Origin of the sequence: Microbacterium sp. (assembly GCF_051953575.1) — a bacterium.
In the GTDB taxonomy this organism is placed as follows: Bacteria; Actinomycetota; Actinomycetes; order Actinomycetales; family Microbacteriaceae; genus Microbacterium.
In genome coordinates, this window is record NZ_JBQCIP010000285.1 from 35121 (window position 1) to 55323 (window position 20203).

Sequence of the window (20203 nt, forward strand, 5' to 3'; positions counted from 1 at the left end):
TGCGGATGCCTTGTGCGCCGGCCCTCGCGCCCCGTAATCTGCCCGACACACCCTTCGTGCACCATAGACACATTGTTGTGATCATGTAGCACGACAGGATCCCGACACCCGACTTCTCACCTCGAATGCGAGAACTCATGAGCCCGCTGCCCGAACAGAGTGCGCTTCCGAACGCGCTCCCCCACACCACCGCGACCCAGGTGCCGCTGCGACGACTGCAGCGCTCCATGGACGCCCGGCACCTGATCATGATCGCCCTCGGCGGCGTGATCGGCTCGGGACTCTTCCTGAGTTCCGGCTACACCATCAGCCAGGCCGGCCCGCTGGGTGCGATCATCGCCTACCTCATCGGCGCGTTCGTGGTCTGGCTCGTGATGGCCTGCCTCGGCGAACTGGCGCTGGCCTATCCCGTCTCGGGCGCGTTCCACATCTACGCGGCGCGGTCCATCGGCCCCGCCACCGGGTTCACCACGGCGTGGCTGTACTGGCTGTGCTGGGTCGTCGCGCTCGGCTCGGAGTTCACGGCATCCGGAATCCTCATGCAGCGCTGGTTCCCCGGCGTCGACGTGTGGGTCTGGTGCCTGATCTTCGCCCTCGCGCTGTTCACCGTCAACGCCATCTCGGCGCGCGTCTTCGGCGAGACCGAGTTCTGGTTCTCGCTCATCAAGGTGGTCGCGATCGTCGCGCTCATCGTGTTCGGCGGCATGGCGATCTTCGGCTTCACGCCGCTGTCGACCGAGCACCCGGCCGCGCCGCTGTTCAGCAACTTCACCACCCCCGACGGCCTGTTCCCGAACGGCGTCGCCGGCGTCGTGGTCACCGCCCTCGCCGTCTTCTACGCGTTCAGCGGCTCGGAGCTGATCGGCGTCGCCGCCGGTGAGACGAAGGACCCCGGCAAGAACATCCCCAAGGCCATCCGGTCGACGGTCCTGCGACTGCTGGTCCTGTTCGTCGGCTCGATCACGGTCATCGCCGCACTGCTCCCGTACGAGGACGCCAGCCTCACCAGCAGCCCGTTCGTGGACGTGTTCGAGTACGTCGGCATCCCGTATGCCGCCGACATCATGAACTTCGTCATCATCACCGCGCTGCTCTCGGCGGGCAACAGCGGCCTGTTCTCGTGCGCTCGGATGCTGTTCTCACTGTCGGAGGAGGGTCACGCGCCGCGCGTGCTGCGCCGCCTCACGCGGCGCGGCATCCCGCTGGTCGCCCTCACCGTCAGCCTGGGGCTGGGCCTCGTCTCACTGATCTCGAGCGTCGTCGCGCCGCAGACGGTCTACCTGGTGCTGGTGTCGATCGCCGGCTTCGCGGTGGTCGCCGTGTGGATGTCGATCGTGGCGTCGCAGTTCTTCCACCGCCGCCGGTTCGTGCGCGAAGGCGGCGACATCACCGCGCTCCCGTACCGCACCCCGCTGTACCCGGTGCTGCCGATCGTCGCGTTCGTGCTGCTGTCGATCTCGCTGGTGGCCATCGCGTTCGACCCGAACCAGGTCGCCGCCCTGTACTTCGGAGTGCCGTTCGTGGGGCTGTGCTACCTGTTCTTCTGGTGGCGCTACGGACGCCGCGGCGCACGCCAGGTCGCCGTGGTCTCGGAGGAGGCGCCCGTCGACGCGGTCGACGACCCCGTCGCCGAAGAACCCCTCCGATAAGCACCGCCATGAGCACCGCCACTCCCGTCTGGGTCGAGATCGACGCCGGCGCCATCGCCCACAACCTCGACGTCGTGCGGGGCGCGGTCGGCGATGCGACGCGGCTGTGCGGGGTCGTGAAGGCGGATGCCTATGGCCACGGCATCCCGACGGTCCTGCCGATCCTCACGGCGGCCAGCATCGACATCATCGGGATCACCTCCAACGCGGAGGCCGACGAGGCACGACGGCTGGGCTTCTCGGGACGCATCATCCGCCTGCGGGCGGCGCTGCGCGACGAGATCGAGGACGGTGGCCCGCTCGACATCGAGGAGTGGGTGGGCGGCGGCGAGCACGCGCGTGTCGTGACCGCCGCCGCCCGCGCGCTCGGGCGCCCGATCCGCGTGCATGTCTCGCTGAACTCCACGGGGCTCAGCCGAGACGGGATGGACTGGGACGACCCGCAATCGCAGCCGCACCTGCGACGCATCGCCGCGAGCCCTGAGCTCGCCGTGGTCGGGGTCTCCTCGCACTTCCCGTGCGAGGACGCCGACGACGTGCGCGTCGGCGCTCTCGCCTTCCGCGACCAGGCCGGGGCCGCCGAGCGGGTGATGGGCGCTCCGCGCGGCCGGTTCGAGAAGCACTGCGCCACCTCGTACGCGGCGCTGACCGTGCCCGAATCGCGCATGGACATGGTGCGGATCGGGGCGGCGCTCTACGGCGACACCTCGGCCGCGGTCCCCGAGCTCCGCCCCGCCATGAGGCTCGTGTCGCGCATCGCGGCGATCAACCCGTACCCGGCAGGGAGCACGGTCGGGTACGACCGGGCCGCGCGCCTTGTCCGCGCCGGCCGACTGGGCGTCGTCCCCGTCGGATACGCCGACGGCTACCCCCGCGCCCTCGGCGGCCGGGCTGAGGTCCTCGTCCACGGCACTCTCGCCCCGGTCGTCGACCGGCTGGCGATGAACAGCCTGGTCGTCGACCTGACCGAGGTGCCGTCGGCCGGGGTCGGCGACGAGGTGGTACTTTACGGGCGACAGGGATCGGCCGAGATCCGTTCCGAAGACATCGAGCGGGCGAGCGGCACGATCGCCGCCGGCGCCTACACCGCGTGGGCCCGGCTGAACCCGCGCGTCGTCGTCAACGTGCCCGCTCGCGAAGCGGTCGCCGCCCGGTGACCGGAGGGTCCGACCACCGGCCCAGAAAGCGCCCTCACATATGACTGCCCCGTCCTCGCTGCTGCAGGGTCTCGCGCTGCTCGACGCGGCCGTCACGCAGGAGCAGTCCGGACGCCAAGGGCACAACGCCTCGCGGCTGGCCGAGACGACCGGCATCGAACGGAGCCGTGTGTCCCGTCTGACGCGCGAACTGAGGGAGCTCGGCTACCTCGACCGCGACAACGCGGCGGTGCTGCGGGCCGGTGACGGCTACTTCCGTGCGGCCGGGGCGCTGAGCCGGCCATGGCTGCGGGCAGCGCGGGAGAGCCTGCGCGTGCTCGCGTCCACGTTGGGCGTCTCGGCGCAGCTGGTCGCCGCCGACGGCCCCGGCGCGATCCTGCTCCGGTCGGAGAAGGGCCCGGGTGTGTCTGCGGACTACCTGCGGCCCGGCATCCTCACCCCCATCTGGTGCACCGGACCCGGCCGGGCCCTGCTCTGGGATCACACGCGCGACGACCTCGAAACCCTCCTCGCAGACGTGCAGTTCGTCGGGGTCGGGGGCCCGGGAGCGGCGAGATCGGTCGATCAGCTGCACCGGCTGCTCGAGCGGGATCGGGATGCCGGCATGGTCGATGCCCGCGACGAGTACGTCGAGGGGGTGCGTGACTTCGCGCTGCCGATCCGCGACCGGCGGGGCATCGTGGTGTCGCTCGGCATCAGCACCAGCGGCCTCTCGGAGCGCCGTGCGCGCGAAGCGCAGTCGGCCGTTCGCGATGCCTGTGCCCGGCTGAGCACGCTGATCCAGGAGCCGTGACGGCCTCGGCTCGGGGTCAGTCGCCTCGGGCTTCGTCGGCGCCGAGCATCGTCGACAGCCGCTGAGCCGCGTCGACGACCGCCGCACCCAGAGCCTCGGATCTCGGCTCCAGGCGATGCCGCTCCCCCACGATCTGCAGGCCCGCGACGACCTCGCCGCGGAAGTCCCAGACGGGCGCCGACACCGAGTACAGGCCCGGCTCCGCCTCTTCCGCGACGATCGCGTAGCCCCGGGCGCGCGCTGCGTTCAGGCGCTCCAGGAACTCGTCGACCGATGCGGCGGCGCGAGGACCGGCGCTGCGGAAGGTCGTGCGGCTGAAGACGCCGCGCACCTCGTCGTCGGAGGCATCCCACAGCACCGCCTGACCGGCGTCACTGCAGAACGCCGGATACGCGCGCCCGATCCACGAACCGATCAGCCGCGCGGCCGGCGGCACGCTCTCGACGATCGTGACCGTCGTGTCGCCTTCGAGGACGCCGAGAAAGGATGCCTCCCCCACAGCTTCGGACAGCTCGTCGAGGATCGTGAGCCCCTCACTGCGCAGGCGCCGTTCGACGAGCTGCTCCGCCGAGGCGTACCAGCCCCACGCCAGCCGGTACCCGCCGTCGGAGCCCCGCGACACCAGTCGCTCCTGCGCCAGCGCGGAGAGCGTCCGCGAGACCTGCGACCGATCGCGTCCGAGCGCTCGGGCGATGGCCTGCACCGAGACGCCCTGCTCACTCGCCGCCGACAGGTCCGCCACGCACGAGACGACGTCCATGCCGCGGCCCATGCTGGTCCGCTCAGCGGCGACATCGTCTCGCAGGGTCACAGGGAGAGGATATCGAGGTGGCTCAGCGGGCGGTCACCGTCCCCGCCGAGCGCGTCCGGCCGCGCTCACCAGCCGAGGGTTCCCGGGCCGCCCTTGAAGGGGCCCCGGATCTCGGGCGTGATCCATCCCCCGTAGAACCGGCCGGGCTGCGGTGTCACGTCGACGCCGTCGACGGTGCAGCGGTCCATCATCGCCGAGTAGACGGCGACGCGATCGCGCAGCGCCTCATAGCCCGGCAAAGGGTCCGGGTACCCCCAGGCCGCGTGCGGACGCAGCTCGCCGCCGGCCTGCACGTCGAAGTAGCGGGCAGAGCCCTTGAACTCGCACACCGAACCGCCGGGGCCCGACGTCAGCACGCCGGGCGCGAAGGCGTCCTGCGGCAGGTAGTACACGGGCGGATGACTCGTCTCGAGCACGCGGACCACATCGGCCGTGTCGACGATCAGCACGCCCCCGAGCGTGATGCGCACACGCCGATCGACGTGCTCCACCCGCGGCGGGCGGGGGTAGTCCCAGACGGATTCCTGGCCGGCAGAGATCGGCTCGGGCTGCGGATGCGGCATGTCGTCCTCCTTCCGGTCAGCCTACGAACCGCCCGCCCGACCTCTCCCGATCCCAGCGATCTCTCAGCTCGAGGCTCGCTCCACCCCTGCTTGACTGGGCGCATGGCACCGGTGGCGATGTTTCCGCTCGGTTCGGTTCTCATGCCGCACACTCCCCTCGCCCTGCGCCTGTTCGAACCGCGCTACCTGACGATGCTCGGGCACCTGCTCGATCACGACGACCCGCAGTTCGGTGTGACGATGATCGAGCGCGGCAGCGAGGTCGGCGGCGGAGAGCAGCGCAGCCGCATCGGCACCATGGCACGCATCGTGCAGGTGACCTCGGCGGCCGAGGCGATGCACGTCGTCGCCGTCGGGGGCGAGCGCGTCGTCGTCACCGAGTGGCTCCACGACCACCCGTACCCCCGAGCCGACGTCGCACCGCTTGCGCCCCTGGTCTGGGACGACGCCCTGGCTCCCCTCCTCGACGAGACCGAAGCGATCGTCCGGCGCGTCGTGGGACGCGCCACGATGTACGGAGACCTGCTGGGCACGGTGCGATGGGATGCCTCGACCGAGGTCTCTGACGAGCCGATCGAAGCCGTGTGGCAGCTGGCGGCCATCGCGCCGCTGGGCGACTTCGACCGGCAGCGGCTGCTGCACGCGACCACCGTGGGAGGGCTCCTGCGGCAGGTGATCGACCTGACCCTGGAGCAGGAGATCCTGATCGGACGCCCGGCGTCTCCGGACGAGTGATCGAGTAGGCGCTGGTTGCCGGCTCACCCGAGGGCGGCCATCGCCTCCCGCCACAGCTCGCGCAGCCGTCGGTTCGGTTCCGGCGCGATGCGGTTGCCGGAGCGGAACTGGAACCGCCAGGCCACTTCGGGCACGACGACCTCGAGGACGTCCCTCGGCACTCGATCGGCCTCGATCACGAGCTCGTCGAACGCGACATCGACGAAGCTCGCCGTGCGCCGCGGATCGGCGAAGTGCACATCCTCGTACGGCTGCGTGAGCACCGTGCCGTGCCCGATGAGCCCGTACGACCCGCCCTGCCGCAGCAGCCACGCGTCGGTCCCGGGCTCCACCTCTCTGCGGGAGCCCACCGACCACTGCGTCACATAGGGCGTGCCCGCGGCAACGCCCGCCACGACCCCCGCGTACGAGCCTGGCCACTCGTCCCACAGGCTCGGATTCCAGCCCAGGATGACAGCGGCGTCGCGCCAGTGATCGGATGCCTCGGACATGCGACCGACCCTAACCCGGCGGTGGGGCGCCCGGCGCTCGCTCGTCGGATACCGCCTACGCCAGCGAGATCAGCTGCCGTCGCCGGTCCGCATCCACGAAGCTCGCGCGAACCGAGTTCACGGCCAGCTCCCTCAGATCGTCGGACGTGAGCGAGAACGCTGCCGTCAGCGCCCGGAGATTGTCGTCGAGGTAGCCTCCGAAGTAGGCGGGGTCATCCGAGTTGATGGTCACATGAAGGCCCGCGTCCAGCGCTTCTCGCAGGGGGAAACTCGCAAGGTCAGGGATGACCCGCAGTCGGACGTTGGAGAACGGGCACATGGTGAGCGGAACACCGTCTCGGGCGAGCCGGGCAACGAGGGCGGGATCCTCAAGAGCGCGATTCCCGTGATCGATTCGCTCGACGCCGAGGACGTCGAGGGCTTGCCAGACGTAGTCCGCCGGACCCTCCTCACCCGCGTGCGCCACCACCCGCAGACCCGCGTCGCGGGCTCGGCCGAACACGCTGCGGAACAGGGAGGGCGGGTAGCCGACCTCCGCAGAGTCCAGACCCAGGCCCGTGATCGCGAACCCGGACTCCAGCACGCGGTCGAGCATGCGCTCGGCTTCGATGACCGGGTCGTCCCTCAGGATGCAGACGATGATCGACGCGGTGATCCCGGTCTCTCGCCCCACGGTCTCGATCGCCCGGTGCAGTCCCGCCAGCACGACGGATTCGGCGATCCCTCGCTTGGAGTGCGCCTGCGGGTCGACGAACATCTCGGCATGAACGGTCCCCCCGGCGTGGGCGCGGCGCAGGTAGGCAGCGCCCAGCTCGAAGAAGTCCTCCTCGGTCTGCAGCACCCGCATGTTCTCGTAGTACAGGTTCAAGAACGACTGCAGATCGGCGAACCGGTACGCCTCGGCCAAGTCCCGTTCCGACGCGTACGGCAGCGGAAGCCCCGTCGCACGAGCCAACGCGAAGATGGTGGCCGGTTCGAGGGTGCCCTCGATGTGGACGTGCAGTTCACAGAAGGGCAGCCGGCGCACAGCAGCACCGGACGGATCGGTCATGTGGTCAGCTCCGTAGTCACCAGGTCGAGGAATCGGCGGTAGTCGAGGTCCACGACGATATCGATACGAGGCAGATCCTCCCAGGCGTGGTGGCGCCGGCGATCCATCTGCGTCGTACCTCACCGTTCCACGAGACTTCGAAGGTCCGTCGCGGGGAAGCGCCCAGGCGTGACGGCATCCACTCCCCAGGAGTACATTCGCGCCATGAAGCGTATGTGGCCGTGGCTCGCGCTGGGCATCCTGCTGGTGCTGGTCGGTGCGGTGTGGACCCTGCAGGGCCTCAACGTCCTCGGCGGGTCGGCGATGAGCGGGTCGCCGCTGTGGGCCACGATCGGGCCGATCGTGCTCATCGCCGGCGTCGTGCTGATCGTGGTCGCGATCGTCGTCGCCCGTCGGCGCAGAGCCGGCTAGCCTCTCAGGTTCAGCGGTTGTCGCCGGTGACGTCGATGAGCACCTTGCCGACGGCGCCCTGCTCGACCGCGTCGTGGGCGGCGGCGGTCTCTTCGAGCGAGAACCACGTCAGCGGCAGCCCGGCGGCCTCGCCGACGGGCAGTGCACCGTCGTGCAGCGCTGCGGTGATGTCTTCCGCGGCGGCAGACAGCGCCGCCTGCCCCACGGTGTACAGCAGCAGTCCCTGGATGCGCACGTTCTTCGCGAAGGTCGGTCGCACCGGGATCGTGGCCTGATCGCCGCCGTTGTCGGCGTAGTACGCGATCGAACCGTGGTTCGCGATCACCTGTGCGTCGAGCACGGCGTTCTGTGTGAGCGACACCTCGACGATGTGGTCGACGCCGGCAGGCGCGAGCGCGGCGATCTTCGCGGCGGCGGCACCGTCGCGGTAGTTCACGACGTGGTGGGCACCCGCGGCCGTCGCCAGCGCCGCCTTCTCATCGCTCGAGATCGTCGCGATGACGGTCGCGCCGGCCCAGACCGCGAGCTGGATCGCGGCGTGCCCGACGGCCCCCGCTCCCCCGGCCACCAGCACGATGCGGCCCTCGAGCGAGCCTGGCGAAAGCCGAGCGGGTCCGGACTCGTGAACGGTGAGGGCGCGGTGCGCCGTCATCGCCGGCACGCCGAGGCTTGCGGCCGCATCGAAGCCGATGCCGTCGGGCAGCGTCACCGCACGCTCTGCGGGGACGACCGTGTACTCCTGCGCGGTGCCGGTGGGTCGCTGATGCTGGGCGAGGTACAGCCACACGCGATCGCCGACCGCCGGCTGGGTCACACCCTCGCCGACGGCATCGATCACGCCCGCGCCGTCCTGGTTGGGCACGATCTCGTCGAACGCCGTCTTCTGCCCGCTGCCGGCGCGGGCCTTCCAGTCCGTCGGATTCACACCCGACACGGTGACCTTCACACGCACCTCACCGGGGCCGGGCGCGGCGGGTTCGCGATCGGCGAGCGAGAGGACGGACGAGCTGCCGGTACGGGAGTAGACGATCGATCTCATGCAAGGGGCCAACGTGTGTCAGGCACGGAGGCTTCCCGCTGCAGCCGCAAGACATCGGATGCTGCCGATCCGTCGACCGAGCCGACGTGTTCAGCCCTTCGCCGGCTCCAGTTCCACCCCATCCTCCGCCGCCCCCGCCGCGTGCTCATCCACCGTCCGCGCGTTGGTCAGGGTCAGGGCTCCCAGCCCTGAGATGAGCCCGACGGCGATGGCCAGCACGATGAACACGATCTGCTCGCCGTGGAAGAACGATGCCGTCAGCTCGGGGCTCCACGCTCCGTCGGGCAGCACCGTCGTGACGAGCACGGCGATGAGCGTGCCGACGACCGCGGTGCCTACGCTCGTGCCGACCTCTTGCGCGGTGTCGTTCATGGCCGCACCCATCGAGGTGCGGTTGTCGGGCATCGCGCCGACGAGCGCCACGGCGCAGATCGTCATGACGGTGCGCAGTCCGGCGGTCACCACGACCATCGCGACGGCGATCGCCAGGTAGGTCTGCTCGACGCCCCAGGCCATCAGGCCGAGCCCTGCCGCCAGCAGCGCTGCGCCGACCAGGCACGCGATGCGGTGGCCGAAGCGCCGCACGAGCCACTCCGTCAGCGGTGTCGCCCCGATCATCGTGACGATGATCGGCAGGTTGGCGAGCCCTGCCTGCAGCGGCGACCAGCCCCAGGCGTACTGGAAGTGAAGGATAAGCGCGAACATCACGCCCGCCATCGCCACCGACGTGCCGATCTGCGCGATGGCCGCACCGCGCACCGTCCCGAGCCGGAAGAGCGACAGGTCGAGCATCGGCGACGCGGCGCGACGTTCACGGACGATGAAGAGGGCGAGGGATGCCGCGGCCCCGAGCGCGACGGTGACCGTGACCGGCGACATCCACCCGTTCTCGATGCCGCTCGTGAGCGAATAGCAGGCGAGGCCGATCGTCAGGATGCTGAGCGCGGCGCCCGGCAGATCGAGGCGGTCCTTCGTGAGGCCGTCGGCGGTGTCGGCCGGCACGCCGAAGTGGACGCCCAGCGCGGCGATGAGCGCGATCGGGGCGTTCACCAGCAGCAGCCACTGCCAGGGCAGGTGCGCGAGCATCGTGCCGCCGAGGAGCGGACCCAGCACGAATCCCGACATGCCGACGACCATCATCAGCGTGATCGCGCGCATGCGCAGCTTCTCGTCGTCGAACAGCCGGAACACCAGCGAGTTCGTGATGGGCGCCATCGCGGCCGCGGCGATGCCGAGCGCGGCGCGCAGCGCGATGAGCTCGCCCGTGGAGCTCACGAGGAGCACCGCGAGGCTGACGAGTCCGAATAGCGCGAGCCCGATCTGCAGCACGCGGCGGCGGCCGAATCGGTCGGCGATCGAGCCTGCAGTCAGCAGAAGTCCCCCGAAGGTCAGCGAGTAGGCGCCGGTGATCCACTGCAGGGACGTGGTGTCGCCGCCGAGCTCGCGGCCGATCGTCGGCAGCGCGATCGACAGCAGCGTGTTGTCGACCATCTCGACGAAGAACGCCAGGCACAGCGCGGCGAGAGGGACCCACGCCGACTTCATCGATATGTAGGTGCGTGATGTGGGGGTGGTGGATGCCGTGCTCATGGCGCCTCCTCGGATCGAGCAGCGAATAGAACAGCGTTCGTTGTTCGAACACCGTTCGATAGAATAGAACGATGTTCGATAACTCGCAAGCGCCTCCGCTCTCTTCGGCGCATCCTGTGGTGGGATGGAGCCATGGCCACACCTCCGCAAGCCGGTGAGACGCCGTCGAGCGAGGCTTCGCCACGGTCGCGCGGACCACGTACCCGCACCCGCGCCTCGCACTCCCTCGAATCGGTGCTGGCCGGGGCGGTCGAGATCCTCGACGAGTCCGGCGCGCAGGGTCTGACGATCCGCGCGCTTGCGGCCCGGCTGGGCGGCGGCGTCGCGAGCGTGTACTGGTACGTGTCAGGCCGCGACGAGCTGCTCGACCTCGCGGCGGACTCGGTGCTCGGCGGTGTGCTCGAGGCGACCGCCGACGTCGGCGGTGGCGACCCCATCGACGACCTGCGCACCATCGCCGTCGCGATGTTCGACGCGATCGTGGATCGCCCGTGGCTCGGCGCCTACGTCTTGCGCGACACCGCGATCCAGACCCACTCGCTGCAGCTGTACGAACGGATCGGCGAGCAGGTCATGCGCCTCGACCTCACGCCCCGCCAGTCCTTCCACGCGACGTCGGCCGTGGTCGGGTACGTGATCGGCACCGCGGCCGACATGGGTCAGGAGCTTCCCGAGACCGTCGTCTCGGGCGAGCTCAGCAAGGAGCAGTACATGGCGAGCGCGACCGCCCAGTGGCGAGCGCTCGACCCGGCCCGGTTCCCCTACATCCACCACATCGTCGACGAGTTCGACGGCCACGACGACCGCGACCAGTTCGTCGGCGGCCTCGACCTGCTGCTGTCGGGCCTGCGCCTGCAAGCCGGACGCTGACGCGCCGAATGGATGCCGCCACCCCGGCGTGACGGCATCCATAATTCGTTCCTGACCGGCCATGATGGGCGCATGCGCTCTCTGTTTCCCGATCCCGGCAATCCGTGGCCGCACGACATGGTCATCACCGTCGAGGATCGGCCGCACGCCCTGCTGGAGCTGCTGTGGGTGCGCGAGGCGTACGGGCTGCGCGTGGAGGGCGACGACCTGCCGCCGCTGCTCACCGACACACCCGAACCGGTCGCGGGCGTCACCGAGAGGATGCGGACGGAATGGGAGCAGGCGTGGCCGCGCGTGTGGCGCGCGGCGGCGGCGCATGAGGGGCGGGACGATGCCTCCCGGCTGATCCAGGAGCTGCAGCGATCCGCGCTCGGATCCCGGGAGCGGTGGGAGCTGCTGCAGCAGCTCACGGGCCCCTCATGGCGGGACGAGGTCGGCGACGCGGTGTTCGACGACGGCTTTCGCGAGTGGGACCAGCGCGGACACGATCGCGTCATCGCCGCCATGCACGCGCCGGCACCGATCGGCCCCGAGCGCCGCGACCTCGACGACCTCATCGCCGCCTGGCGCGCCGGCCTCACGAAGGTCGTGACGATCCCGTGCGTGGGTGAGTTCGACCGCCGCCTCTCGCCGACGGCGCTGCTGACGACCGACGCGGCCCGCGCCGACAGCGACTCGTACCGCCGCGCGTTGAGGGCCTTCGTGTGACCCGCCGGCTCACCCCTCCGGGTGGGCGTCGTACTCGCGGATCTTGTACTCGGTCGTCTCCAGCGCCAGCGTCAGTTCGCGAAGCTGCCGCAGCACGCGGTCCCGCTGCTCGAACATCATGCGGCGCCGCTCGGGGATCGTCTGGTCTCCCTGCTCGACGAGCGCCACGTACCGGGTCAGGTCGCGCATGCTCATGCCCGACACCCGCATGCGCGTCACGAAGACCAGCCGGCGCAGGTCTTCGGCGGAGTACTCGCGGTAGCCGGAGTCGTTGCGGGCGGGATGCACGAGCCGCTGTTGCTCGTAGTACCGGAGCGTGTGGGCCGACAGGCCGAGCAGACGCGACGCGTCGGCGATGCTCAGCGGCTCCCGCTCAGGATCGAGCACGAGGTCGCTGTGCAGCGCGAGCAGGGCCTGAACGCCGGCATCCGGCGATCCCGGGTCGGCGTCGAGGATGCGTCCAAGCAGCACGTCGGTGGCCATGCGTCCAGGCTAGAACGCGCGCACGGCGGCGGGCACGCCGGGGAAGTCGGCCGACTCGCTGAGCGGCGCCCACGCCTCGACGTCGTCGAGCGCACGGCGGTAGACCCGCGTGAGATTGCGCACGGCCTCGGCCCCGAGCGGCAGCCGCAGCGGCGCGTCGTCGCGCTGGAGCACGTCGCGGATGACCGCCGCCGCACGCACCGGATCGCCTTCTTGGATGCCGTCGGCCTCGGCCATGTTGGCCCTCACTGCGCGGGTCACGCCCTCGTACGAGGCATCCGCTGCGGCGGTCTTCAGCACGTCGGCGGCATTGAACCCGGTGCGGAACCGGCTGGGTTCGACGATCAGCACGCGCACTCCGAACGGAGCCACCTCGCCGGCGAGGGCCTCGGACCACCCCTCCAGCGCGAACTTGCCCGCCGAATAGCTGCCGACCGCCGGGAACGACATGCGTCCGCCCTGGCTGCTCATCTGCACGATCGCCCCCGACCCCTGACCTCGCAGGTGCGGCAGCACGGCACGCACGAAGGCGGCGGGGCCGAACAGGTGCTGGTCGAGCATGTCGCGCAGGGCGGCATCCGACACCTCTTCCGCCGCGCCCACCTGGCCGACGCCCGCGTTGTTCACCAGCACGTCGACGCGGCCGAACTCCCCAACCGCCCGCTGCACCACAGCGGCGGCGCCCTCGGTGTCGCGCACGTCGTGCTCGACGCCCACGAAGCGGTCGGGGTACGCGGCGGCGAGAGCATCGAAACGTCCGGCGCGCCGCGCGGTCCCGACCACCCGTTCGCCGGCGTCGAGGGCCGCTTGTGCGAGGGCGAGCCCGAGCCCCGAGCTCGCCCCTGTGATGATCCAGACCTTCGTGTCGGTGTTCGTCGTCATGGCGGCGACGCTACGCCTTCGAGTGCGCTCGAAGGCAAGCCCGCGTTCTCACGTGGTCGGCATCCGTGCCGGAGACGACGGATCCCCCGGGTGGCGGCGCCTCGACCGCACCCCGGGGGATCCACCAGGAACTCAGCCGATCGACGCCGCGGCTGCCCGGATCGCGGCGAGCGCCGCCTCGGGGTGCGACACCATCGACACGTGCGACCCGTCGACCTCGCTGACCGTCGCACCCGCACGCTGTGCCTGGCGGCGCTGCGTGTCGATCGGGATGACGCGATCCTCGGTACCGAGCACGGCCCAGCTGGGGATCGTCTTCCACGCCGGCGGCCCCGATGGCGAGACGTTGGCCACGAAAGAGATCGGGCGCTGCGTCGCGACGATGGTCCAGCGGTCGACTTCGGGCAGGTCCTGCGCGAAGGCGGTGTGCACCGTCTCGGGCTTGAGGAACGCGTCGGCGGCGCCCTCGGGAGCCCCCGGATATCCGGCCACGTCGAGCACCGTCGTCGGGTCGGCGACGGCGAGCGCCGAGCCCGACCCGTCCAGGATGCTCACGACGGTCTCGCCCTCGTCGGGGATGAAGGCGTCGACGTACACGAGCGCGCGCACGTCGCCGCCCTGCGCACCGGCGTTCGTGATGACGGCGCCGCCGTACGAATGCCCGACGAGCACGACCGGCCCGCTGGTGCGCTGCGCCAGGAACGACGCGATGTACGCCGAATCGGACTGGAGTCCGCGCAGCTCGTTCGGCGGCGCGAGGACGGTGTAGCCCTCGGCCTGCAGGGGGACGCTCACGGCGTTCCAGCTCGATGCATCCGCCCACGCGCCGTGCACGAGGACGATGGTCGGCTTGGTCTCTGACATACGACTTCCCATCGGTGGTGTCGCCGAGCGGCGACGGCTGGATGATGCGGTCGCGTCACGTACTGCCCCAGACGCGCTATCGCACAACATAGGGGCGACCGCCGGGCCGGCACCAGAGTCCGACGCGAAACGCTTTCCGAACAGTCGTACGGCGGACCCGCGGACCTGCCAGGCTGGCAGGGATGCACATCGACGCCGCGCTCGTCTCCGCCCTCATCGCCGAGCAGCTCCCCCACCTCGCAGCACTCCCCGTCCGGCCGGTCGCCCGCCAAGGCTGGGACAACCGCACCTTCCGGCTCGGCGACGAACTGTCGGTGCGCCTGCCGAGCGCCGAGGGGTACGTCGCCGCTGTCCAGAAGGAGGAGCGCGCGCTCAGCTTCCTCGACGGACGCCTCCCCGTGGCGGTGCCGTCGGTCGTCGCGGTCGGTGCACCCGGGCGGGGCTACCCCTTCCCGTGGTCGGTGCGGCGCTGGCTGCCCGGCGAGACCGTCGAGGCGGCATCCGCTCTCGATCAGGTGGCCCTCGCGAAGGACGTCGGAGGGATGCTCGAAGCCCTGCGGGCCCTCCCCACGGACGCCGGCGTCGCCGCAGGCCGGCACTCGTTCTACCGCGGCAGCCACCCGAGCGCCTACAGCGACGAGGTGCAGCGGGCGCTGGAGCGGCTCGATGTCGATGCCGAGGCGTGCGCCGCCATCTGGCTGACCGCGACGACGAGCGTGTGGGAGCGGCGACCGGTGTGGTTCCACGGCGATGTCGCGGTCGGCAATCTGCTGGTGCGCGACGGTCGGCTGAGTGCGCTCATCGACTTCGGCACGTGCGGAGTGGGCGATCCGGCGTGCGACCTCGTGCTGGCGTGGACGCACTTCGGCGGTGACGCCCGGACGGCCTTCAGCGAGGCCGCGGGCCTCGACGACGCAACGTGGCAGCGGGCTCGCGGCTGGGCGCTGTGGAAATCGCTCATCGTGCTGGCAGGCGAGCCGAGCGCCGACACGGACGGAGAGCACCGGCGGATCCTCGCCGAGGTGCTCGCCGACCCGGTGGTCTGAGCCGCCTCAGCCGAGCGTCAGCCGACGGGGACGCGATCGGCGAGGTGGCGGGCCTCGGCGACGGCGCCGACGGCGCCTGCCCACTTGCCGAGCGTCGCGGGCACGATCGGCGGCACACGGTGGAACGTCGCGCGCTCGTCGACGAGAGCCCGTGCGCGCACGACGAGTCGGTGCGGCGTGCTGGCCAGCCCGCCGCCGACCACGATGACGCCCGGATCCACGAGGGCGAGCAGGGTCAGCACCGCGTCGGCGAGCGCCCCCGCACCCCGGTCGACCACCCGGATCGCACGCTCGTCGCCCGCCTCGTACGCCGACAGCAGGTCCTTCGGCGAGCCCTCGCCGCCGGCGCGGTTCCAGGCCCGGCGCAGCGCTGGAGCGCCGACGACGGTCTCGAGGCAGCCGCGCTGACCGCACGCGCAGCGCGCGCCCGACGGGTCGACGACCACGTGGCCGAGCTCGCCGGCGATGCCGTGCGCGCCGTCCACGACCCGGCCGTCGACGATGTGCGATCCGGCGATGCCGGTGCCGAGGGCGAGGGTGAAGACGTCGCGCTCCCCCGCGCCCGCGCCCCACCGCGCCTCGGCGACGGCGGCCGCTCGGCCGTCGTTGATGACGCCGACGGGCGCGTCCAACTCAGCCGAGAGCGCCGGGCCGAGCGAGAGCCCGTCGAGCGCCGGCAGGTTCGCCGACCGCAGCACGGTCCCGCTCGACTCGTCGACCAGTCCGGGGATCGCGACCACGACCGCCACGAGCCGGTGCGGCCCGGTGACGTCGCGCGCGATCGCGGCGAGCCCGGCCACCGGCTTCTTCTTGGGGGTCGACACGGTGCCCTGCGCGAGCGCTTCGGGGATCCGCTCGGAGGGGGCCGCCGAGGCAAGCCGGTACTTCACGCTCGAGCCTCCGACATCGAGGCCGAGCACCACTGCAGAACTCATCGGACGCCGACGCCTCCGAACGCACGGACGGCCGCGGCGATGTCGCGCGCGAGGTCGATGTCGACGGTGTCGTACGATCCGACGCCGTCGGCTTCGGCGGAGCCCATGCTCACGCCCGAGGCGTCCCGGACCGTGCGCTTGGCCGAGAAGTGGATCGAAGGGACTCCGCTGCGCAGGATGCCCTCGACCGACGCGGCCGTGACTCCCCCGCCCGCCATGACGTCGATGCGTCCGTCCGCGCGCGCCACCATGGCGGCGAGCGTCTCGGTTCCGTCGAGAGCGGTGGATGCCGCACCCGACGTCAGCACGCGCTCGACGCCCAGCGCGACGAGGTCGTCGATGGCCGCCAGCGGATCCGCCGACACGTCGATGGCACGGTGTGCGGCGAACCCGGCGTCGCCGGCGGCATCCCGCAGTCTGCTCATCTGGTCACGGTCGAAGCGGCCGTCGGCGTCGAGGCATCCGACGACCACGCCCGACGCTCCCGCCGCGACGGCCGCGCGCACGTCGTCCGCCATGACCCACACCTCGTCGGCGTCGTAGCGGAAACCGCCGGGGCGCACCCGGATGAGGGCGTGCACCTCGACCGCGCCGGCCGCAGCAGCGACGGCGTGCTCGATCGTCGCGATCGACGGGGTCAGGCCGCCGAGGGCGAGCGCCTGGCACAGCTCGACGCGGGCGGCGCCGATCTCGACCGCGACCTGGACCGCCGCCGCGTCCTGGGCGATCAGCTCCAGCGCGGGCACTGCGCTCACGCGACGGCCCGCGTCGTCAGGCGGGCGAGGCGCCGGCCGGCCTGGACCACGGGATCGGGCACCGGGACCGAGGCGAGCAGCCGCCTGCTGTACGGGTGCTGCGGGCGCAGCAGCACGTCGTCGGTGCGCCCGAGCTCCACGATCTGCCCGGCGTACATGACGGCCACACGGTCCGAGAACTCGTGCACGACGGCGAGGTCGTGGCTGATGAACAGGCACGCGAAGCGCATGCGCTCCTGCAGCTCGCGCAGCACCTTGAGCACTGCGGCCTGCACCGACACGTCGAGGGCGCTGGTGGGCTCGTCGGCGATGATCAGCTCGGGCTCCAGGGCGATGGCGCGCGCGAGTCCGATGCGCTGACGCTGACCCCCCGATAGTTCGTGCGGGTACCGGCTCGCGTATGACGCGGGCAGCTCGACCGCCTCCAGCAGCTCGCGCACCCGCGCGGCGCGGGCCCGGGCCGACATCGGGTGGGATGCGCGGTGCACGATGAGGGGTTCCGCGATCGCGTCGGCGACGGTCGCGCGCGGGTCGAGGCTCGAGCCCGGGTCCTGGAACACCGTGCCGACCCGGCCGCGCAGGCGGCGCTCGGCGCGGCCTCGGACCCCGCCGTGACCGACCTTCTCGCCGAACAGGCGCAGCTCCCCGCCTGACATAGGCACGAGGCCGAGCGCGACCTTGCCGAGAGTCGACTTGCCCGACCCGGATTCGCCCACGAGGCCCAGGATCTCGCCGGGAGCGATGTCGACCGATACCGCGTCGAGCGCGGTGAAGTGCTGTCCAGCCTTGCGGTACGTGACGCTCGCGTCGGTCAGCGAGAGGACGGGCGGTGCGGCGGTGGCCGCATCCGTCGGATCGGGCTGGACCTCGTCCGCCTCGGGCAGGCGCGGGACGGCCGCGAGCAGCCGCTGCGTGTAGGCCGCCTCGGGATGCCGCAGCACCTGGGCGGTGGTCCCCACCTCGACCATGTCGCCGCGGTACATCACCGCGACCCGGTCGGCGATGTCGGCGACGACCCCCATGTTGTGGGTGACGAGGAGGAACGCCGTTCCCCGCTCGGTCGCGAGATCGCGGATGAGGTCGAGGATCTCGGCCTGCACCGTCACGTCGAGGGCCGTCGTCGGCTCGTCGGCGATGATGAGCTTCGGGCCGCACGCCAGCGCGATCGCGATGACGACGCGCTGGCGCTGACCACCCGACATCTCGTGCGCGTAGCCGGCGGCGCGACGCTCCGGCTCGGGGATGCCGACACGCCGCAGCAGCTCGACGGCCTGGGCGCGGGCTTCGGCCTTCGTGATGGCCTCGTGGTTGCGCAGCGCCTCGGAGATCTGGTCGCCGATGCGCATCGACGGGTTCAGCGCCGCCATCGGCTCTTGGAAGATCATCGAGATCTCGCGGCCGCGCACGTCGTTCATCTGCGCCTCACTCAGCGCGGTGAGCTCGCGGCCGTCCAGCGAGATGGATCCCGTGCGGGTCGCCGCCGACGGCAGCAGCTGCAGGATCGACATCGCGGTGACCGACTTGCCCGACCCGGACTCGCCGACCAGTGCCAGCACCTCGCCCGCGCGGATGTCGAGGTCGATGCCCTTCACGGCCTCGACGGGGCCGTCGTCGGTGCGGAACGTGACCTGCAGGTCACGGATGCTCAGCAGCGGTGCGTTCGCGCTCAACGGTCGCGTCCCTTCACGTCGAAGAAGTCGCGCAGGCCGTCGCCGATCGCGTTGAACGCGACCACGACCAGCACGATGCACAGGCCGGCGGGGAAGATGAGCCACCAGGCGCCCGCGTACGTGTACTGCATGCCGCCGGTGAGCATGGCGCCCCAGTCGGTCGCGGGCTTCTGCAGCCCCATGCCGAGGAACGAGACGTACGCCACGAGCAGGATCGCATCGGCCACCTGGAAGGTCGCGTTCACGACGATCGTGCCCACCGTGTTCGGCACGATGTGCTTCATGACCGCGCGTCCGTGCGTGCCTCCCATGGCCCGCAGCGCGAGGACGTACTCGCGCGACTTCAGCGAGATCGACTCGGCGCGCACGAGACGCGCGGGCACGAGCCACGACACGAGGCCGATCACCACGATCATCAGCGGCACGGACGGCTTCATGATGGCCGAGAGGATCAGCAGCAGGAACGTCGCGGGGATCGCGATGCCGGCATCCACGATCCGCATCATGACGGCATCGACGGCGCCGCCGACGTACCCCGAGACGGCGCCCCACAGGGTGCCGATCACGGTGGCGAGCACGCCCGCGGCGAGGCCGATGACGATCGACACCTGGCCGGCGATCATGAGGCGGCCGAGCACGTCGTAGCCGACGTCGTCGGTGCCCAGCGGGTGGCCGTCGGTGCCCGGCGGCAGCATCGTGCTCGTCAGGTCGGTGTGCACCTGATCGGTCGGGTACAGGAGCGGGCCGATGAAGCAGAAGACGAGGAAGAAGCCCAGCACGATGAGGCCGAATACGGCCAGCCTGTTGTGCGTGAAGCGTCGCAGTCCGCGGCGGAACGGCGAGCCCGAGCCCTTCGGGGTCTTGGTCGCCGCCGTGGGCGTGGCCGGTCCCACGTCCGGGGTCGTGGGGGACGGAGTGGTGACGGTCGTCATGACAGTTCCCCTCGGGTACGGGGGTCCAGCAGCGCCTGGACCAGGTCGGCGAGCAGCGAGCCGACGACCGTGGCGACCGCGATGACCATCACGCAGCCGAGCAGGACCGGGTAGTCGCCGGTCTGGGCGCTCGTCCAGAAGAGCAGGCCCATGCCGGGGTAGTTGAAGAGCGACTCGACGACGATCATGCCGCCGAACATGACGGGCAGGTAGTAGCCCAGCATGGCGATCACCGGGGTGAGCGAGTTGCGCACGACGTGGCGCCGCACGACGACGGCCTTCGGGGTGCCCTTGGCACGCGCCGTGCGCACGTAGTCCTCCGACAGATTGTCGATCGTCGCCGAGCGCATGTATCGCGAGATGGTGGCGATGATGCCGAGCGCCGCCGTGGCGACGGGAAGCACGAGCCCTGCGGGGTTCGCCAGCACGTCCGCGACGGTGTCGCCCTGCGGCGCGAGGGCGGGGAACCATCCCAGCCACTGCGAGAAGACGATCACCAGGATCAGGCCGAGGAAGAACGACGGCGTGGAGTAGATCACGAAGTTCCACGTCGTGAAGGCGTAGTCGCCGGCCTTGCCGCGACGCACCGCCTGGTAGATGCCCATCGGGATCGCGACGATCAGCGCCACGATCATCGAGAGGGATGCCAGCAGCAGCGTCTTCGGAAGACGCTGGCCGATCGCGTCGGCGCCCGGGCGCTTGAGTGTGGACCACGCGCCCCCGTCCCCCCCGGCGCGGGGCGCCCGGGAGGGGCGCTACAGCTGCCCC

Annotated in this window: 22 protein-coding genes; 8 read left to right on the forward strand and 14 right to left on the reverse strand. The window is 71.0% G+C overall.

Features of this window, described 5'->3' with window-relative positions; all coding sequences use genetic code 11:
- Window positions 1-137: 137 nt before the first annotated feature.
- From ACTHNQ_RS18160 to ACTHNQ_RS18170, 3 genes are read left to right on the forward strand one after another with little or no spacing between them, the layout of a single operon-like run.
- Entirely contained in the window at window positions 138-1649 is a 1512-nt protein-coding gene (locus ACTHNQ_RS18160; RefSeq protein WP_440335349.1) for an amino acid permease, read from the forward strand.
- An 8-nt stretch (window positions 1650-1657) separates the two neighbouring features.
- Window positions 1658-2806: an alanine racemase gene (gene alr, locus ACTHNQ_RS18165; RefSeq protein ID WP_440335350.1), complete on the forward strand. Its 1149-nt coding sequence runs from the start codon at window positions 1658-1660 to the stop codon at window positions 2804-2806.
- Window positions 2807-2846: 40 nt separating this feature from the next.
- Window positions 2847-3599, forward strand: a complete 753-nt coding sequence (locus ACTHNQ_RS18170; protein ID WP_440335351.1) for an IclR family transcriptional regulator — start codon at window positions 2847-2849, stop codon at window positions 3597-3599.
- A gap of 16 nt (window positions 3600-3615) precedes the next feature.
- Here the strand turns inward: ACTHNQ_RS18170 and ACTHNQ_RS18175 are convergent, their stop codons facing one another.
- Window positions 3616-4410, reverse strand: coding sequence for an IclR family transcriptional regulator (locus ACTHNQ_RS18175; protein ID WP_440335352.1), 795 nt, complete (start codon window positions 4408-4410; stop codon window positions 3616-3618).
- Window positions 4411-4475: 65 nt separating this feature from the next.
- On the reverse strand, window positions 4476-4973 hold the full coding sequence (locus tag ACTHNQ_RS18180; protein ID WP_440335353.1) for a DUF427 domain-containing protein: 498 nt from the start codon (window positions 4971-4973) through the stop codon (window positions 4476-4478).
- Between the two features lie 102 nt (window positions 4974-5075).
- Between ACTHNQ_RS18180 and ACTHNQ_RS18185 the strand changes: the two genes are divergently transcribed.
- Window positions 5076-5708, forward strand: coding sequence for an LON peptidase substrate-binding domain-containing protein (locus tag ACTHNQ_RS18185; protein WP_440335354.1), 633 nt, complete (start codon window positions 5076-5078; stop codon window positions 5706-5708).
- Between the two features lie 23 nt (window positions 5709-5731).
- Here the strand turns inward: ACTHNQ_RS18185 and ACTHNQ_RS18190 are convergent, their stop codons facing one another.
- Both ACTHNQ_RS18190 and ACTHNQ_RS18195 read right to left on the reverse strand, forming a co-directional pair.
- Window positions 5732-6199, reverse strand: coding sequence for a hypothetical protein (locus ACTHNQ_RS18190; RefSeq protein ID WP_440335355.1), 468 nt, complete (start codon window positions 6197-6199; stop codon window positions 5732-5734).
- A 55-nt stretch (window positions 6200-6254) separates the two neighbouring features.
- Window positions 6255-7250, reverse strand: a complete 996-nt coding sequence (locus tag ACTHNQ_RS18195; protein WP_440335356.1) for an adenosine deaminase — start codon at window positions 7248-7250, stop codon at window positions 6255-6257.
- A 204-nt stretch (window positions 7251-7454) separates the two neighbouring features.
- Here ACTHNQ_RS18195 and ACTHNQ_RS18200 point away from each other — a divergent pair, with 204 nt between their 5' ends.
- A complete protein-coding gene (locus tag ACTHNQ_RS18200; RefSeq protein ID WP_440335357.1) occupies window positions 7455-7661 on the forward strand; it encodes a hypothetical protein in 207 nt (68 codons plus the stop codon).
- A 10-nt stretch (window positions 7662-7671) separates the two neighbouring features.
- Here ACTHNQ_RS18200 and ACTHNQ_RS18205 read toward each other — a convergent pair whose 3' ends face one another.
- Window positions 7672-8700, reverse strand: a complete 1029-nt coding sequence (locus ACTHNQ_RS18205) for an NADPH:quinone reductase (protein ID WP_440335358.1) — start codon at window positions 8698-8700, stop codon at window positions 7672-7674.
- 90 nt (window positions 8701-8790) lie between these two features.
- Entirely contained in the window at window positions 8791-10290 is a 1500-nt protein-coding gene (locus ACTHNQ_RS18210) for an MFS transporter (RefSeq protein WP_440335359.1), read from the reverse strand.
- Window positions 10291-10422: 132 nt separating this feature from the next.
- On the opposite strand from ACTHNQ_RS18210, the gene ACTHNQ_RS18215 reads away from it, so the two are divergent.
- Together ACTHNQ_RS18215 and ACTHNQ_RS18220 are read left to right on the forward strand one after the other, a co-directional pair.
- The gene (locus tag ACTHNQ_RS18215; RefSeq protein WP_440335360.1) at window positions 10423-11160 is read left to right on the forward strand and encodes a TetR/AcrR family transcriptional regulator; all 738 of its coding nucleotides are present in this window, start codon (window positions 10423-10425) and stop codon (window positions 11158-11160) included.
- Between the two features lie 72 nt (window positions 11161-11232).
- Complete coding sequence (locus tag ACTHNQ_RS18220; RefSeq protein WP_440335361.1) at window positions 11233-11868, forward strand: hypothetical protein; 636 nt, start codon at window positions 11233-11235, stop codon at window positions 11866-11868.
- 9 nt (window positions 11869-11877) lie between these two features.
- Here the strand turns inward: ACTHNQ_RS18220 and ACTHNQ_RS18225 are convergent, their stop codons facing one another.
- The 3 genes from ACTHNQ_RS18225 to ACTHNQ_RS18235 all read right to left on the reverse strand — a co-directional run bounded on the left by ACTHNQ_RS18225 (window position 11878) and on the right by ACTHNQ_RS18235 (window position 14097).
- Window positions 11878-12351 (reverse strand): MerR family transcriptional regulator, encoded by a 474-nt coding sequence (locus tag ACTHNQ_RS18225; RefSeq protein ID WP_440335362.1) that lies wholly within the window; start codon window positions 12349-12351, stop codon window positions 11878-11880.
- A 9-nt stretch (window positions 12352-12360) separates the two neighbouring features.
- The gene (locus tag ACTHNQ_RS18230; RefSeq protein WP_440335363.1) at window positions 12361-13233 is read right to left on the reverse strand and encodes an SDR family NAD(P)-dependent oxidoreductase; all 873 of its coding nucleotides are present in this window, start codon (window positions 13231-13233) and stop codon (window positions 12361-12363) included.
- Window positions 13234-13365: 132 nt separating this feature from the next.
- Window positions 13366-14097, reverse strand: a complete 732-nt coding sequence (locus ACTHNQ_RS18235) for an alpha/beta fold hydrolase (protein ID WP_440335364.1) — start codon at window positions 14095-14097, stop codon at window positions 13366-13368.
- 182 nt (window positions 14098-14279) lie between these two features.
- Here ACTHNQ_RS18235 and ACTHNQ_RS18240 point away from each other — a divergent pair, with 182 nt between their 5' ends.
- Window positions 14280-15143, forward strand: coding sequence for an aminoglycoside phosphotransferase family protein (locus ACTHNQ_RS18240; RefSeq protein ID WP_440335365.1), 864 nt, complete (start codon window positions 14280-14282; stop codon window positions 15141-15143).
- 17 nt (window positions 15144-15160) lie between these two features.
- Here ACTHNQ_RS18240 and ACTHNQ_RS18245 read toward each other — a convergent pair whose 3' ends face one another.
- Genes ACTHNQ_RS18245 through ACTHNQ_RS18265 form a run of 5 tightly spaced genes read right to left on the reverse strand, consistent with a single transcriptional unit; the run spans window position 15161 to window position 20070 of the window.
- Window positions 15161-16078 carry an ROK family protein gene (locus ACTHNQ_RS18245; RefSeq protein ID WP_440335366.1) on the reverse strand — a complete coding sequence of 306 codons (918 nt, stop codon included), beginning with the start codon at window positions 16076-16078 and terminating at the stop codon, window positions 15161-15163.
- Window positions 16075-16833 (reverse strand): copper homeostasis protein CutC, encoded by a 759-nt coding sequence (locus ACTHNQ_RS18250; RefSeq protein WP_440335367.1) that lies wholly within the window; start codon window positions 16831-16833, stop codon window positions 16075-16077. Before ACTHNQ_RS18250 ends, ACTHNQ_RS18245 begins: the two co-directional genes overlap by 4 nt.
- A complete protein-coding gene (locus tag ACTHNQ_RS18255; RefSeq protein ID WP_440335368.1) occupies window positions 16830-18503 on the reverse strand; it encodes an ABC transporter ATP-binding protein in 1674 nt (557 codons plus the stop codon). The genes ACTHNQ_RS18250 and ACTHNQ_RS18255 overlap by 4 nt, the downstream gene beginning before the upstream one ends.
- Entirely contained in the window at window positions 18500-19435 is a 936-nt protein-coding gene (locus ACTHNQ_RS18260; protein ID WP_440335369.1) for an ABC transporter permease, read from the reverse strand. Before ACTHNQ_RS18260 ends, ACTHNQ_RS18255 begins: the two co-directional genes overlap by 4 nt.
- On the reverse strand, window positions 19432-20070 hold the full coding sequence (locus ACTHNQ_RS18265) for an ABC transporter permease (protein ID WP_440335370.1): 639 nt from the start codon (window positions 20068-20070) through the stop codon (window positions 19432-19434). Before ACTHNQ_RS18265 ends, ACTHNQ_RS18260 begins: the two co-directional genes overlap by 4 nt.
- Between the last annotated feature and the right edge of the window lie 133 nt (window positions 20071-20203).